This window comes from Brachybacterium huguangmaarense, assembly GCF_025725725.1.
GTDB lineage: Bacteria > Actinomycetota > Actinomycetes > Actinomycetales > Dermabacteraceae > Brachybacterium > Brachybacterium huguangmaarense.
Map to the genome: position 1 here is coordinate 637478 of NZ_CP107020.1, position 15101 is coordinate 652578.

At 74.5% G+C, this 15101-nt stretch carries 12 protein-coding genes; 8 read left to right on the top strand and 4 right to left on the bottom strand.

Going from position 1 to position 15101, the window contains the following annotated elements; all coding sequences use genetic code 11:
- Window positions 1–4: 4 nt before the first annotated feature.
- From BRM3_RS02840 to BRM3_RS02850, 3 genes are all read left to right on the top strand, one after another.
- Window positions 5–1204, top strand: coding sequence for a sensor histidine kinase (locus tag BRM3_RS02840; protein WP_263594595.1), 1200 nt, complete (start codon window positions 5–7; stop codon window positions 1202–1204).
- Window positions 1201–1827 (top strand): response regulator transcription factor, encoded by a 627-nt coding sequence (locus BRM3_RS02845; RefSeq protein WP_263594596.1) that lies wholly within the window; start codon window positions 1201–1203, stop codon window positions 1825–1827. Before BRM3_RS02840 ends, BRM3_RS02845 begins: the two co-directional genes overlap by 4 nt.
- Before the next feature lie 111 nt (window positions 1828–1938).
- Entirely contained in the window at window positions 1939–2421 is a 483-nt protein-coding gene (locus BRM3_RS02850; protein WP_263594597.1) for an SRPBCC domain-containing protein, read from the top strand.
- A 57-nt stretch (window positions 2422–2478) separates the two neighbouring features.
- Here BRM3_RS02850 and BRM3_RS02855 read toward each other — a convergent pair whose 3' ends face one another.
- Window positions 2479–2946, bottom strand: coding sequence for a nucleoside deaminase (locus tag BRM3_RS02855; RefSeq protein ID WP_263594598.1), 468 nt, complete (start codon window positions 2944–2946; stop codon window positions 2479–2481).
- Window positions 2943–3488 (bottom strand): dihydrofolate reductase family protein, encoded by a 546-nt coding sequence (locus BRM3_RS02860; RefSeq protein WP_263594599.1) that lies wholly within the window; start codon window positions 3486–3488, stop codon window positions 2943–2945. The genes BRM3_RS02855 and BRM3_RS02860 overlap by 4 nt, the downstream gene beginning before the upstream one ends.
- Window positions 3489–3607: 119 nt before the next feature.
- Here BRM3_RS02860 and upp point away from each other — a divergent pair, with 119 nt between their 5' ends.
- The gene (upp, locus tag BRM3_RS02865; RefSeq protein WP_263594600.1) at window positions 3608–4246 is read left to right on the top strand and encodes a uracil phosphoribosyltransferase; all 639 of its coding nucleotides are present in this window, start codon (window positions 3608–3610) and stop codon (window positions 4244–4246) included.
- Between the two features lie 448 nt (window positions 4247–4694).
- Window positions 4695–5501, top strand: coding sequence for a winged helix-turn-helix domain-containing protein (locus BRM3_RS02870; protein WP_263594601.1), 807 nt, complete (start codon window positions 4695–4697; stop codon window positions 5499–5501).
- 444 nt (window positions 5502–5945) lie between these two features.
- Here BRM3_RS02870 and BRM3_RS02875 read toward each other — a convergent pair whose 3' ends face one another.
- Entirely contained in the window at window positions 5946–6719 is a 774-nt protein-coding gene (locus tag BRM3_RS02875) for a protein phosphatase 2C domain-containing protein (RefSeq protein ID WP_263594602.1), read from the bottom strand.
- 69 nt (window positions 6720–6788) lie between these two features.
- Here BRM3_RS02875 and BRM3_RS02880 point away from each other — a divergent pair, with 69 nt between their 5' ends.
- From BRM3_RS02880 to BRM3_RS02890, 3 genes are all read left to right on the top strand, one after another.
- Window positions 6789–10058, top strand: a complete 3270-nt coding sequence (locus tag BRM3_RS02880) for a DEAD/DEAH box helicase (RefSeq protein ID WP_263594603.1) — start codon at window positions 6789–6791, stop codon at window positions 10056–10058.
- Window positions 10055–10834 carry an SWIM zinc finger family protein gene (locus BRM3_RS02885; protein ID WP_263594604.1) on the top strand — a complete coding sequence of 260 codons (780 nt, stop codon included), beginning with the start codon at window positions 10055–10057 and terminating at the stop codon, window positions 10832–10834. The genes BRM3_RS02880 and BRM3_RS02885 overlap by 4 nt, the downstream gene beginning before the upstream one ends.
- Window positions 10835–11091: 257 nt before the next feature.
- On the top strand, window positions 11092–12654 hold the full coding sequence (locus BRM3_RS02890) for a serine hydrolase domain-containing protein (protein WP_263594605.1): 1563 nt from the start codon (window positions 11092–11094) through the stop codon (window positions 12652–12654).
- 773 nt (window positions 12655–13427) lie between these two features.
- Here BRM3_RS02890 and BRM3_RS02895 read toward each other — a convergent pair.
- Window positions 13428–15044, bottom strand: a complete 1617-nt coding sequence (locus BRM3_RS02895) for a serine/threonine-protein kinase (protein WP_263594606.1) — start codon at window positions 15042–15044, stop codon at window positions 13428–13430.
- Between the last annotated feature and the right edge of the window lie 57 nt (window positions 15045–15101).

Here is a 15101-nt window from a genome sequence, read left to right on the forward strand (position 1 = left end):
CGACATGACCGCTCCGACGGCGCCCTCCCGCTCCTGGCGCGTGTACCTCTGGTACACGGTCCTGGGGATGGTGATGTTCGTGGTCGTCATCCCGCTCGTGATCGCGGGGTTCCTCGAGACCTACGAGCCCGACGCCGCGGACGCGCTGCTGACGCCGGGCTCGTTCGTCCTGCTCGCGGCCCAGTTCGTGCTCTCGGCGCTCTCGACGTGGTGCGGCGTCCTGCACTGGGCCCGCTCGACGCCGCCACGGCACCGGACCGACGATCGCACGATCCTGCTGGTGACCGGCGCGAGCCTGGTGCCGCTGCTCGCGGCGGTGGCCGCCGCCCTGCTCTCCCCCGCGATCGGTCCCGCCACCGCGCTCACGTGCGCCGCCGTGGTCGCCGCGGATCTCGGCTCGCGCGGCCGTGCCGTCGGGATCGCCGTGACCGGCGTGCTCGTGGTCGGGCTCGCCCAGCTGCTGCCCGAGCACCGGTCGCTCGTGACGGTCTGCGCCGTCGTCGTGACGACGTGCGCGCTCCTGATGCGCATGACCCTGTGGCTCGGCGCGCTCGTCCGCGAGCTCGACGACGCCCGCACCTCCCAGGCCGCTCTCGCCGTCGCCGAGGAGCGGCTGCGCTTCGGACGGGACCTCCACGACGTCGCGGGGCGCGACCTGTCCGCGATCGCGGTCAACGCCGAGCTGCTGACGCGGCTCATCGAGCGGGGCGACGACCGGTCCGCCGAGCAGAGCCGCCAGGTGGCGGCGCTCGCCCGCTCCTCGCTCGCCGAGATCCGCTCCCTCGCGCGCGGCTACCGCCAGGCGGACCTGGGCACGGAGCTGCACGGGACGGTCTCCCTGCTCCGGTCCGCCCACATCGAGGTCGCGGTCCAGGGCGCCGCCGACGACGTCCCGGCCGAGCATCGCGCCACCGCGGCGTGGGTGCTGCGTGAGGGCGGCACCAACATGCTGCGTCACGCCGCACCGTCCTCCGTCACCGTCGTGCTCGACGCCGAGGGCCTGCGCCTGAGCAACGACGGGGTGCCCGCCGACGAGGGCGCGGTCGTCGAGAGCAGCGGCCTGACCGGTCTGCGGGAACGGCTCGGCACCGGCCTGCTCACCACCTGTCGGGCGGACGGCGTCTTCACCCTGGACGTGCGCTTCGATCCCGCCGCCGTCCCGTCGGCCCCACCTGCTCGATCCGCATCCCCGGAGGACACATGACCGCCACCGCACCGACGCCGCTGACGGTCGTGCTTGTCGACGACGAGCACCTGATCCGCAGCGCGCTCGCGACGATGCTCGACCTCGAGGACGATCTGCACGTCGTCGGCCAGGCGGCCACCGTCGCGGACGGCCTGGCCCTCGTCGCGTCCGAGCGGCCCGACGTCGACGTCGTCGATCTCCAGCTGCCCGACGGCGACGGCCTCGACCTGTGCGCCGCCACGGCCTCTCGCTCGCCCGCCACGAGGTGCCTCGTGCTCACGTCCCATGCCCGGCCCGGCTATCTCAAGCGGGCGCTCGAGCAGGGCGTGCTCGGGTTCCTGCCCAAGACCACCTCGGCCGACGTGCTCGCCGCGGCGGTGCGCAGCGTCGCCGCCGGGCGACGGGCGATCGACCCGGAGCTCGCGGCGGAGACCATCGCCTCGGGCGACTCGCCGCTCACCCCGCGCGAGGCCGACGTGCTCGAGTACGCGGCCGACGGCGCCGGGATCGCCCAGATCGCGCGCCGTGCGCACCTCGCCGAGGGCACGGTGCGCAACTACCTCTCGAGCGCCCAGGCCAAGCTCCAGGCCGCCAACCGGCACGAGGCGGTCGCCGTCGCCCGGCGCCACGGGTGGATCTGAGCCCCCCGAGGCATACGGGCCAGGTCACGGGACGCCGACACCACGGCATCTTCCCCGGGCGCCGCCGACGGCGCACCATGGGTGCATCGTCCCCCACCCGAGGAGCCCGCGATGAGCCCCCAGCCCACCGGCACGCGCACCCCCGACGGTCGCGTCGTGATCTCACGCCGTCTCGACGCCGCCCCGGAGGAGACCTGGTCGTGGATCACCGACCCCGACCGCACGGCCCGATGGTTCGGGCGCTGGAGCGGGGACCCCGCGAGCGGGCGCGTCGCCGTCCAGCTCTCGGCCGAGGAGGGGGCGCCGACCTCGACCACGCTCATCCGCACGTGCGAGGCTCCCCGGCGTCTCGTCATCGAGAACGGTCTCGGCTGGGTGCTCGCGCTCGACGTCGAGGCGGACGGCGCGGGCAGCGTCCTCACCCTGAGCCAGGTGATGGACGACGCCGAGTTCGCGGCCTCCGTCGGGCCCGGGTGGGAGTTCTACCTCGACCGCCTCGTCACCGCCCGCGCCGGCGGCGACGTCGACGCGATCGTCTTCGAGCCGGACTACGTGCCCGGCCAGAGCGCCCATTACCGCGCCCTGTTCAGCTGAGGCGCCGGCACCCGGGGTCGAGGGCGACGCCGGGCCGACCGCGCCGGGCCGGGCCCCTCATCCCCGCGCCCGGCGCCGCTGACGGAAGAAGTCCCGCAGGAGATCGCCGCACTCGGTGCCGCGCACGCCCGTCGTGAGCTCGACCCGATGGTTCAGACGCGGCTCGCGCACGAGGTCGTAGAGCGAGCCCGCGGCCCCGGCCTTGGGGTCCATCGCGCCGACCACGAGGCGCTCCACGCGCGAGAGCACGATCGCGCCCGCGCACATCGTGCACGGCTCGAGGGTCACCGCGAGCGTGCAGCCCGTCAGGTTCCAGCGGCCGGTGGCGCGCGCCGCCGCCCGCAGGGCCAGGATCTCCGCGTGCGCCGTGGGATCCTCGTCGGCCTCTCGCCGGTTGCCCGCTCGTGCGAGCTCGACGCCGTCGGGTCCCACGACGACCGCGCCGATCGGCACGTCCGGGCGCGTGCGGCGCGCCGCCGCGCGGGCCTCGTCGAGCGCGATGCCGATCAGCTCGTCGTCGGTCATGCGGTCCCGCCGGCGGATCGCACGGCGTATCGCGCGCACACGAACGCCTGGTTGCGGGCGACGTTCCGCAGCTCGAGGTCGAGCCGGCCGGTGAACAGCGGCCGGCCCGCGCCCAGCATGACGGGGGCGATCGAGACGACGACCTCGTCGAGCATCCCGGCCTGCGCGCACTGCGTGGCGAGATCGCCGCCGCCCACGATCCACACGTCCTTGCCGCCGGCGGCGGCCTCGAGCCGGGATCGCAGGTCCGCGACGGGTCCGGCGACGATCGAGACGTTCTCGGCGACGGGCGCGAGATCCCGGTGGGACAGCACGAAGCTGGGCTGGGCGTAGGGCCATGCGGAGTCCGCCAGGGCGTTCCGGCAGACCCACTCGTACGTCGTCGCACCCATCACGACCGCACCGACGTCGCCGATGAACTCCCCGTAGCTCATCGGACCGGTCTCGTCGATCGGCTGGGAGAGCAGCCAGTCGAGGTTGTCGTCGGGGTCGGCGAGGAACCCGTCCAGGGTGGTCGCCGTGTAGTAGCGGTACGCGCTCACCCGTGCAGTGTCCCAGAAAGCAGGACGGTCGTCCCGGGAGGCCGGACGGCCCCGGGAGACCAGCTCTCGGCGCCCGCCGGTCCCCGTCCGCCGCTCTCGCGCTCGGGTAGATTCGCCTCATGCGCGTCCTCGAGATCGACCACCCGCTCGTCGCCCACAAGCTCACCGTGCTGCGGAACAAGGAGACCCACTCCTCGGTGTTCCGTCTGCTCGCCGACGAGCTCGTGACCCTCCTGGCCTACGAGGCCACGCGCAACGTCGCCGTGGCCCCCGTCGAGATCGAGACCCCGGTGACGCCGATGACGGGCACCAAGCTCACCAATCCCAAGCCGATGGTGGTGCCGATCCTCCGGGCCGGCCTGGGCATGCTCCACGGCCTCACCACGCTGCTGCCGACCGCCGAGGTCGGGTTCCTCGGCATGGTGCGCAACGAGGAGACCCTCGAGGTCACCACCTACGCCAACCGTCTCCCCGACGACCTCACGGGCCGCCAGTGCTTCGTGCTGGACCCGATGCTCGCGACCGGCCACACCCTGATCGCCTCGGTCAACTACCTCCACGAGCGCGGCGCGAAGGACATCACGTGCGTCACGCTCCTCAGCGCCCCGGAGGGGCTGCGAACCCTCGAGGCCGCGATCGGCGAGGACGTCGACCTCACCGTCGTCACCGCGGCGATCGACGACCATCTCAACGAGAAGGGCTACATCGTGCCCGGCCTCGGGGACGCGGGCGATCGCCTGTTCGGCGTCGTCGACTGAGGCGCACGACCGCCACGACGCGCCACCCTGGCCCACGACGGCCGACGGGGCGACCGCACCTGTTCACACACGTTCACACATCCCACGATGTGAACGCATGCTTGTCCGCCTCCGCGCATCGGGGCACTCTCTACCCATGACCTCCGCCCGGCTCCGTGTCGAGGCCACCGTCCCGGTGGCCTCCGCGATGATGCCCTCGATGCGGATGATGCACATGCCGATGATGCGCATGATGCAGCGTCAGCCGAGCCTCTGAGCGCTCGAGAATCCTCCGGGGTCGGCTGACAGGAGCCGGTCGAGAGGCGCGGGCTCCAGGTGCCACCGGGAGCACAGCCCCAGGCCGGACGCGACCCCTCCTCCGCGAGGACGACGCAGACCGCCGATCGCGGGATCCCGGGCCCACCTGCCCGCCGGACGCCGTCGGCGCCCGCGACCTCGGAGATCCGCCATGACCATCGCCCTCGATCGCCCCACCACCGCCCCCGCCGCTCCGCACACGGCCGCCCTCCGCTCCGTCGGGGGCCGCACCGCCGGCGTCCAGCGCCCGGCCTCCCGCGCCCCCTTCACCGCTCCGGGAGCGCCCGCGCCGCGTCCGGAATCCTCGACCGTCACCGTGACGCTGACCATCTCGCTTCCCGCCGGCACGCCCGACGTCGAGTCCGCCCGCCTGGCCGACGCGCTGCGCACGCAGGCGCAGCGGCTCACGGCAGGGCGCCGAGCGCGTGCCACCGTCGACGTGACCTCGCCGCACCCGTTCACGTCCACCACGGGCTCCGCCCAGCGCGCTCTGCCGCCCGTGGGGCGCGCCTCGGCGCCCGCGAGCCCGGTGCGCGAGCGTCGGGCTGGCGTGGTCTCGCCGAACTCGCCGGCGCGCCGTGACATCGAGACCGCACGCCGCCGGGCGCTCCAGGCCACCGCGGTGAGCCCGTCTCCCGCCCCGGTCCCGGGCGACACGGCCCTCGTCATCGACCTGTACGGGCGGCGCGTGCGGCTCGACGGCACCGACATCGACCTCACCTACAAGGAGTTCGAACTGCTCGCGCATCTCGCACGCCACGCACGCCGCATCGTCAGCCGCGAGGAGCTCATGGAGTCGGTGTGGGCGGACGCCGAGGCCGACACGGGCGAGCGCACGGTCGACGTGCACATCCGCCGGGTCCGCTCGAAGCTGGGCCGCTACCGCAAGCTCATCTCGACCGTGCGGGGCGCGGGCTACCGCCTCGATCCCGGCAGCGACGTGGCCGTGCTCGACTGACCGGACACGCAGGGCCCGCCCCCGGACGACCGAACGGCGGTCGGCACGCTCACGCGTGTCGACCGCCGTTCGGCGTACGGGACGCCGCGAGCGCGGCGTCCCCGACGTACAAAGCGAGCGGCCCGGAACTCTCACTCGACCGAAGTCGGGGGCTCACGGGCCGCTCGCCGACCTGTCGTCCGTCAGGGGTGGTGCGGGCGAACAGGCGAGACGAACCGTCAATTCGGGGGGAACTGACGACGGTCCGTCCAACCGCTTCCCTCAGGGGGGGTCGAGAGAAGCGGCGCTTTTATCCAATTCTCAGGACTGCTGAACCATCGCCGGCGGGAACGTGCGAGATGCCCGCGCTGCGACGGCCACAAGTCTAGGGCGAGATTTCCGCGCCTGTAAACGGGGGTCATCCCCCCGTCGTCAAGATCTCCCCAAGATTTGCCCCAGATCCGGTCACCCGGCGTGCCCCGGGAACCATGCCAGGACGGTCGCGTCGTCGTGCGTCTTGCGCTCGGGCAGGGTGCCCTCCTCCGCCCGGCGGGACTCGACGCGGCGCACCTCGTCGATGAGCTCCGCCGCGCCGCTCGCGTCCTGGCAGCGCCGTGCGACCGCGTCCGCACCGCCGATGCCCAGCAGGTCGATCGCCCTGGTCACGCCGTCGGAGACGAGGACGGCCGCCTCGACCTCGGCGAGCGGCACGGAGCCCACGAGGGCCTCGCGCGCCGCGCGCTCCTCGTGGCGTGCCACCCAGAACCCGCCCTCCCCGTTGCGCAGCGCCTCGATCGCGTCGGGGACGCGCTCGCGCCGCACGACGTCCTCGATCCGGGTGTCCGTCACGCGCACGACGTCGCCGTCGGCGCGCGCCAGCAGGAGAGACGAGTCGCACAGAACCAGATGCTCGAGCACCCCGTCACGGGCCCTCACCGCGACCACGGTGGCCGACGGGCTCCCGGCCTCGAGGTCGCACTCGCCCTCGTGCAGAGCCCGGACGCGTCCGATCGCGGCGGCGAGCGCCGCCCGCATCGAGACGCCCTCGTCGGCCAGCTCCTCGGCGAGGGCGTCCACGAGCGCATGGGAGTACCACGCCACCGTGTGACGACAGCCGGCGCGATAGCGCGGCGGCACGCCCGACCCGTCCGCGAGCACGGCCACGCGGGCGTCGAACCGGGCCGCGTCCTCGTTGGCGGCCTCGGGCGAGGACGGATCGGTGACGATGAAGGAGCGCATCGCCCCACCGTATCCACCGCCGGCACCCCACCGTCGCCGCTCGTCACACCCCCGCCCTACGCTGGAGCCATGCCCGTCCACCGCCTCCATCTGATCGTCGACGACGATCTCGGGGCAGCGCTGTGGGCGCGCGAGCAGACGGGTCCCGGCCGCTCGCGCGCGCTCGAGGACCTCGCCCCGCTCCTCGAGCACGCCCCCGCACCGATCGCCGAGGTCCTGCGCCCGCTCGCCGGTCCCCTGCGCCACCGGCTGCGGGTCGCCGGCACCTCCCGGCGGGTCCCCGCCCGGGCGCTCGGGCCCGTCCGTCTGATCGAGCTGGTCGAGGCGGTGCGCGCGGTGCTGAGCGCCGGCGACGACGCCTCGGCGGCCCCGCTCGTCGAGCGCGTGCGGCCGCTCGTGGAGGCCGGCAGCTCCGTGCGCCTGACGGAGAGCCTGCTCGCGATGCCCGATCTGCTCGCCGCGCTCGTGGCCGACGACGCCGCGCAGACCCTGGTCGCGGCGCGGCACGTCGTGCCCGTGCTCACGGAGCGCTACGACACGGTCCGCGCCCGCTGGGCCCCCGTCGCCGCCGACGGCTCCCTCCATGACGCCCCGCTGCTCGCCGCGCTCGTCGACGCCCGCACGCGCCCTGTCCTCGGCGCGCTGCTGGCCGAGGGCGAGCACGCCGACCCCCGTCGGCTGCTGGCCGCGCTCGTCGACGACGAGGTGACGGTCGAGGCCGACGTGCCCGCCGTGCGGCGCCTGACCGAGGCGCTGTCGGCCTTCGCGGGATCGGCGCGGGAGACCGTGCAGCTGTCCTCGACCGACCTGGGCCTCGTGGTGCGCCTGCACGAGCCGCCGCTCGGCACCGCATGGCCGCTCCAGACGTGCCTGCGCGAGAAGGACGGAACGGTGCATCCCGTGGCCGATCTGCGAGCCGTCGGCGACCTCACGGCCGCCGGCGCGGTCGAGGCCGCCGGGGAGGTGGTGCGCCTCGCCCCCACCGTGCGCGGGGCCACGTGGGACGACACGGGGGTGGACTGGCTGCTCACGACGGCGGAGGCCTCGGCCTTCCTCGCTCAGGACGCCGACCTGCTCGAGGCCGCCGGGGTCACCGTGATGCTGCCGCGCGAGTGGACGAAGGCGCGGGCGAGCGTGCGCGCCCAGGTCGCGGACGCGGCCGAGACGGACGCGAAGCAGGGCAAGGGGATCGGCCTGCACGCCCTGGCGTCCTTCCGGTGGAGCGTCGCGATCGGCGATGTCGAGCTCACCGACGAGGAGATGCAGGAGATCCGCGAGGCGCAGTCCGAGCTCGTGCGGCTGCGCGGGCAGTGGGTGCACCTGGACTCGTCGACCCTGCGGGCCGCCGAGCGCTTCCTCGACGCCTTCGCGGCCCGTGCGCGCCGTCGTGACCCGCTCGAGGGGACCGGCGGGGAGCCGCCGTCCACCGGCGAGGCGGGCCCTGTGCTCGTCGGCACGGTCCTCCCGCCCGCGGGCGCCCGACCCTCCCGCCGGGACCAGGAGGCCTTCGCCGTCCACGACCCGCACAACCCTGTCGGACCGGGCGCCGTCGAGGGAGACCTCACGCTGCGGGACTGGTTCGGCCTGCTCGCGTCCTCGGACGCCGAGGGCGCCGACGTCGGCGACCTCACGGTCAGCGGGGAGATGGGCCGCCTGCTCGACGCCCACGAGGCGCAGCCCGCGCTGCCCGCCCCCTCGACCCTGCGCGCCGAGCTGCGTCCCTATCAGCGACGCGGGCTGGACTGGATGTGGTTCCTCGACTCCCACGGGCTCGGCGGGATCCTCGCGGACGACATGGGCCTGGGCAAGACCATGCAGGTCCTCGCGCTGCTGTGCCGCGAACGCGAGCTCGCGGCGGGCGAGCGCGTGGGCCCGACGCTGCTCGTGTGCCCCATGTCCGTCGTGGGGTCGTGGCAGCGGGAGGCCCGCACCTTCGCACCCGAGCTGGCCGTGCACGTGCATCACGGCGGGGACCGTGTGCGTGACGCCGCGTTCGTCGAGGGCGTCGCCGACGTCGACCTCGTGCTCACCACGTACTCGCTGCTCGCGCGGGACCTGCCCCTCCTGCAGAGCGTCCGCTGGGGCAGGGTGGTCCTCGACGAGGCCCAGCACGTCAAGAACCCGCAGACGGCGGTCTCCCGGGCGGCTCGCGCCCTGCCCGAGGGACGGCGGCTCGCCCTGACCGGGACCCCCGTCGAGAACCGGCTCGCCGATCTCCATGCGCTCATGGAGGTCGTCAATCCCGGGCTGCTCGGCCCGCTCGACGGCTTCGAGGCACGGATCGCCCGCCCCATCGAGTCCGACGGGGACCCCGCGGCCGTCTCCCGGCTGGCGCGTCTGACGAGCCCGTTCGTGCTGCGCCGCGTCAAGACCGACCGGTCGATCATCGCCGACCTGCCCGCCAAGACCGAGATCACCCAGCGCGTAAACCTCACCCCCGAGCAGGCCGGGCTGTACGAGGCCCTCGTGGACGAGATGCTCGGGCAGCTCGGTGGGGCCGACGAGAACCAGCGGCGGGCCCTCGTCGCGTCGACGCTCACCAAGCTCAAGCAGGTCTGCAACCATCCCGCGCACTATCTCGGCGACGGCTCGTCGATCCTGCGCGTCGGCGCCCACCGCTCCGGCAAGCTCGAGCTCGTCGACGACCTGCTCGAGGCCGCCTTCGCCGAGGGCGAGAAGGTGCTCCTGTTCACCCAGTTCACGACGTTCGGCCGCATGCTCGTGCCCTACTGGGGCGAGAAGTTCGGGATCGACATCCCCTTCCTGCACGGCGGGGTCTCCAAGCTCGACCGGGACGCGATGGTCGCCGACTTCCAGGCGCGCACGGACGCGCCGGGCGCGATGCTGCTGTCCCTGCGGGCCGGCGGCACCGGCCTCACGCTCACGGCCGCCAACCACGTCGTCCATCTCGACCGCTGGTGGAACCCGGCCGTCGAGGACCAGGCCACCGACCGGGCGTTCCGCATCGGCCAGCGCCGCGACGTGCAGGTGCGCAAGCTCGTGGCCGCCGGCACGGTCGAGGAGCGCATCGACACCATCCTGAGCGACAAGAAGCAGCTCGCGAACCTCGCGGTCTCCTCGGGCGAGGGGTGGATCGCGAGCCTCGGCGACGCCGACCTCGCCGCCCTCCTCGCGCTCGACGCCGACCAGGTGGGCGACGCACCGGAGGACGACGGGACGGGGGCCGGCCCGGCGGGACGGGAGCCGGGAGCCGGCCCGGCGAGCGGGGAGTCGGGAGCCGGATCGGCCGGCCAGGGTCCGGGAGCCGGGCCACCGGGGGCGGGCGACGGCCCCGATGCCGGCGACGAGGGGCCAGGCCGTGAGAGAGGGGCCGCATGAGCATCACCCTGCGGTCGCGTCGCGGCCCGATCGGCACCTCGTGGGCCGCCGGCATGCTGCGCTCGAGCCTTGGTGACGAGCTGCGTCCTCGCACGGCCAACGCCGGCAAGCGCATCGCCCGGGCGGGTCTCGTCGACTGGCTCGACATCTCCCCGGGCCTCGCCCGCGCCGAGGTGCGGGACGAGACGACGGGGCAGGCCGTCATCGCGCGTCTGGAGTTCTCGCCCCTCCCGGCGGGGGATCGCGCCGTGCTCCTCGACCTCGCCCACGCCCACCCCGAGCTTCCCGCCCAGCTGGTCGCCGGGGAGTATCCGCCGGACTTCGAGGTCGAGCTGAGCCGGCACGAGATCTCGCTGCTGCCGCACGGGGCCTCCGAGTACTCCCATGACTGCTCGTGCCAGGACTGGCCGGGCCCCTGCGCCCACGTCGCGGCGCTCGGGTACGTGCTGGTCGAGGCCGTGGACGTGCGGCCGATCCACCTGCTGACGCTGCGCGGGCTGACGCTCGAGGACATCGCACCGCCGGCCGTCTCCGCACGTCAGGCGGCATCGGAGAGCGCCTCGGCTCCCGCCGTGGATTCGGGTGAGGGCCAGGAGGAGCTCGAGGGGGGCGGCTCCGACGAGCCTTCCGCGCCCCGGTTCGATCCGACGCGCGGGGACGCGACCCTGCTCGTCGACGCGCTCGGGCGGGACGCGGCGCGTGTGCTCGCCCGCTTCTACGGGGCGGCGGAGCCGGGCACCGCTCAGCGCGGGGAGGCCCCACCTGCCGTCGGCTGAGACCTCGGTGTGGCCCACCGCATCGGGCCGGCGCGCCGGGGGGATGGCGGGCCGGCCCGATGTTCGCGGGGAACCACGATCACCGAAGTGACCTGTCGGCGGGAGGGGGGTCCCACCGACAGCACCAGCGAACACCGCGACGCTGGGAGCGCTCTGCCCTCCCCCTCCGAATTCCCTCCGGATCTCGGGGCGCACGAGACCGCCCGCGCTGCTGCCACGCCGGGTCCCTCTGTTGAGGCGGCCCTACAGTGGAGGCCATGACCTCGCATGACACTGACCTCGATCCCGCGACCACTCCGCACGCGGCGCTTCCCGCACCGACGCGCACGAGGATCGAGGACCTGTTCTCGACGGCGGTCGGCGAAAACCGGACCGCCGGCATCACCTGGGCCGTCGTGGGCGGACACGACGAGCCGTCGGCCGTGCTCGCCCGCGGCAGCGCCGGCGACGCCGAGCTGCGTGACGGCGTGCCGGCCCCCGGCTCCGCTCCCCTGTCCCCCGGCTCGATCTCCCGGATCGCCTCGATGACCAAGTCGTTCACCGCGGCCTCGATCCTGCGCCTGCGCGACGAAGGCCGGCTGCGCCTCGACGATCCGGTGGCCCAGCACGTGCCGGAGGCGGCGGGGCTCACCGGCCCGACGGCCGACTCCCCCGTGCTCACCCTGCGCCTGCTGCTCACGATGAGCGCGGGCCTGGTCACCGACAACCCGTGGGGCGACCGGCAGGAGGCGATGAGCCGCGAGGAGTTCGCGCGCGTCCTGCGCGGCGGCCTCGGGCACGTGAGCGTGCCCGGCACGGGCTTCGAGTACTCCAACACCTCCTTCGCGCTCCTGGGGCGGGTCATCGACGAGGTGTCCGGCGTCCCGTACACCCGGTTCATCGAGCGCGAGCTGCTCGCGCCCCTGGGCATGGCGGACACGGGCTTCGCGCTCGAGGACGTCGACTCCTCGCGCGTGGCCGTCGGCCACCGGATCGGCGACCGCGCCGACCGCAGCCGCTTCGAGCCCGTGCCCTTCGACCGCCCCGGGGTGTACGGCGCGATGGCGGGGCTGTTCTCGACCACGTCGGACATCGCGCGCTGGGTGCGCTTCCTCGCCGCCGCCGATGCGCCGGATGCCGCCGCGCGCGAGCAGCTGCCGCTCGGCACGGCGAGCCGCCGTGAGATGCAGCAGATCCATCGGGTCCAGCCCACCGCGCCCCTGCCCGCCGGGCCCGACGGCGTCTCCCCCGGTTTCGACCGTGTGCGTGGCTACGGCTTCGGGCTCGTCATCGAGCGCTTCGCCGATCTCGGCGAGGTCGTGTCCCACTCGGGCGGCTACCCCGGCTACGGCTCGTACATGTGCTGGCATCGCGACAGCGGCGTCGGGGTGGTGGCGCTGGCCAACGCGAAGTACGCCCCTGCCTCCGTGCTCGCGCAGCAGACCCTGCGGGTCCTGCACGAGGAGACCGACCTCCTGGCCCCGCGCGCGGCGGTCGCGGCGCCGCGCACGCTCGCCGCCGCGGAGGGCGCCATGCGGTGGCTCGCGACGGGCGACGACGCGGTCGCCGATGCGTGGTTCGCCGACAACATGGACCTCGACAGCACGCGCGCCGAGCGCCTCCGTCGGCGCGATGCCGCTCTCGCCGGCGCCGGCCTCGACGCGACGGTCCTGCGCGGGCTGCGGCCGGAGGACGCCCGGGTGCTGACCCCGGCCCAGCTGCGGTGGGAGATCCCGTCGCGGCGCGAGGGCGCCCCGGGAGTCCGGGTGGACGTCCTCGTCGACCCGCGGCGCGAGGCCCTCGTGCAGTCGATCGACGTGCTCCCCCTCCGCGAGGCCTGAGGGGGCCGGGGGGCCGGAGGTGAGCCCGGCCCTGAGGACGGGGCGGGAGCCCGGCGTGAGGACAGGGCCGGAGGGCCCGTCGAGGCCACCTCGGGGGCCGAGCCTGAGGACGAGAGCTGGGGGCTGGTCCTGATCATGGGACCTGTGGGAACAGGAGCTGAGGGCCGGCGGTGCCCAGAGGAGCTGAGGCAGGAGCTGAGGGCTGGGCCTGGCCTCACGTGAGGACCGGGCCGTGCGAAAAGCCGCCGGGCAGCGACGGCTCCCCCGCGCCCGGGGCGATGTGCACCGGTGATCTCGGGCCCATGGTCGCGGACAGGACGCTGGTGATGTGCTGTGGCTATATAGCCAGTGCACATCACCAGCGTCCCCTCCACGACCGGACCGCCAACCACGTGCCACGACCGACCCGCCACGATCGGCCGGGACCGGCCAGGACCGGCCCAGCGAACACCTGTCAGGACCGGCTGGCGAACCCCAGCCAGGACCGACTCGACCGACCCCCTGCCCTGACCGACCCGACCGACCCTCTGCCACGACCGACCCCGCGCCCCCCTGTCAGGACCGGCCAGGACCGGCCCAGCGAACCCCTGCCACGACCGGCTCCTCGAGCCCCTGCCCTGACCGATCCGACTGACCCTCTGCCACGACCGACCCCGCACCCCTGTCTGGACCGCCCCGCCGACCACCCACCAGGGCCTACCCGCCGACCGTGGCGGCTACCAGAGCGGGACGCCCCGCGCCCGGGTGTGGACCCGCGTGGACCTGCCGTCCCGTCACGCGTAGGCGTAACTGCCGTCGTCCTGGCGCGTGCACGAGATGTAGCTGCCGTCCGGCAGGGTGGCGACCACGCCGAGCTCCGCCTCGGTGCAGGCCTGCCCCTCCGCGACCTGGGCGATCGCCGGCCCCGTGCTCTCCGGGGCGCTCGAGGTCGGGTCCGCGGACGGCGTCCCCCGATCCGAGAAGACGAACAGCAGGATCGCGGCAAGCGCGATGCCGGCGAGCACGGCCACGACGAGTCCGATCACCGCGGCCACGATGGTGCGGCGCCTGGAGTTCCGGGGCAGCACGCCGCCGATCGCACGGCCGATGCCGCCACCCGTCGGGGCGCCCCTCTGACCGCTCGGGCCTCCCGTGGAGCGCGGACCGGTCTGCGGGCTCGGCGAGGGGAAGCCGCCGGGCGAGGGAGCGCTGCGCGGCATCACGGCAGCGGGCGCCGCGGCACGAGCCGGTGCGCCGGCCGGCACCGACTGCTGCGGCCTGGCCGGTTCGACCATGCCCGCCTGCCCGCCCCGCGACGCCGGGGCGAAGGATGCGGGACGGCCCGATCCCGGCGCGGGCTGCCCGGAGCGCGCAGGCTGCGCGGCGAAAGCGGCGGGGTCAGCTCGTGGGGGCTGCCCCGCCGACGCCATGGCGCCCACGGCGAGCGGGGCGGACCGGGCGGGGCCGCCGCTCCGGCCGGGAAGCTCGCCGCGCCGGGCGGCCTCGGCCGGTCCGGGCGTGCCCGGGGCGGGCATCGACGGCGAGCGCACGGCGCCCGGTGCGTCCGGCGGCAGCGGGTCGAGCGTGTCGTCGGCGCGGAAGTCCGAGCCGTCGGCGAACGTGAGGGGGAAGGAGGCCGGCACGCGCGGGAGGGCGGCGCGCACGCTCGCGGCGTCCTGGAAGCGATCGGCGGAACGGGGTGCGACCATGCGGCGCAGCACAGCCGCGAGCTTCGGGGAGGCGCCGCGCAGGTAGCCGTCGAGCTCGGCGGGGCGGAAGGGCCCGTCGTGCAGCGCGAGCGGACCGTTCAGCGCCATGAGCGCGACCACGCCCGCCGCGTAGATGTCGTGCGACGGCTCGGGCTCGGCCAGGTCGAAGAGCTCGGGCGCCATGTAGCCGGGCGTCCCGTTGATCATGCCGACGTGCGTGAAGCGCACGTCGGTCTCGTGCACCGCGATCCCGAAGTCCGCGAGGCGGGTGTGGGGGCGCCGGCGCCCCGTGGCCTCGAACATGAGGTTGGCGGGCTTGACGTCACGGTGGATCCAGCCCTGGGCGTGCACGAGCGAGAGGCCGTCGAGCAGCTGGTCGAGGATCACCACGGCCGTCGGCTCCGCCACGGGACCGTGGGACCGCACGATCGACTCGAGGGTCCCGCCGGAGACGAGCGGCATCGCGATGACGACGTGCTCGTCCTCCGCGCCCCACCCGTAGGGCGCGAGCAGATGCGGATGGTCGAAGGCGACGCCCTTCTCGCGCACGAACCGCATGAGGTCCGCGGAGTCGCGCTGGCGCAGGACCTTGGCCGCACACAGGCGCTGGGCCTTCGCATCCCAGGCACGCCACACGGACCCGGAACCGCCCTTGGCGATCAGGTCGATGAGCGCGAACCGCCCCACGATGACGTCGGCCATAAGGGCCCCAGCATATCGACGCCCTCGGCCTCGGGTCGCCCGTGTACAGGACGCGGC

Coding starts and splice junctions, on each gene's coding strand:
- BRM3_RS02840 (WP_263594595.1), top strand. CDS start 5: ATGACCGCTCCGACGGCGCCCTCCCGCTCCTGGCGCGTGTACCTCTGG.
- BRM3_RS02845 (WP_263594596.1), top strand. CDS start 1,201: ATGACCGCCACCGCACCGACGCCGCTGACGGTCGTGCTTGTCGACGAC.
- BRM3_RS02850 (WP_263594597.1), top strand. CDS start 1,939: ATGAGCCCCCAGCCCACCGGCACGCGCACCCCCGACGGTCGCGTCGTG.
- BRM3_RS02855 (WP_263594598.1), bottom strand. CDS start 2,946: ATGACCGACGACGAGCTGATCGGCATCGCGCTCGACGAGGCCCGCGCG.
- upp (WP_263594600.1), top strand. CDS start 3,608: ATGCGCGTCCTCGAGATCGACCACCCGCTCGTCGCCCACAAGCTCACC.
- BRM3_RS02870 (WP_263594601.1), top strand. CDS start 4,695: ATGACCATCGCCCTCGATCGCCCCACCACCGCCCCCGCCGCTCCGCAC.
- BRM3_RS02875 (WP_263594602.1), bottom strand. CDS start 6,719: ATGCGCTCCTTCATCGTCACCGATCCGTCCTCGCCCGAGGCCGCCAAC.
- BRM3_RS02880 (WP_263594603.1), top strand. CDS start 6,789: ATGCCCGTCCACCGCCTCCATCTGATCGTCGACGACGATCTCGGGGCA.
- BRM3_RS02885 (WP_263594604.1), top strand. CDS start 10,055: ATGAGCATCACCCTGCGGTCGCGTCGCGGCCCGATCGGCACCTCGTGG.
- BRM3_RS02890 (WP_263594605.1), top strand. CDS start 11,092: ATGACCTCGCATGACACTGACCTCGATCCCGCGACCACTCCGCACGCG.
- BRM3_RS02895 (WP_263594606.1), bottom strand. CDS start 15,044: ATGGCCGACGTCATCGTGGGGCGGTTCGCGCTCATCGACCTGATCGCC.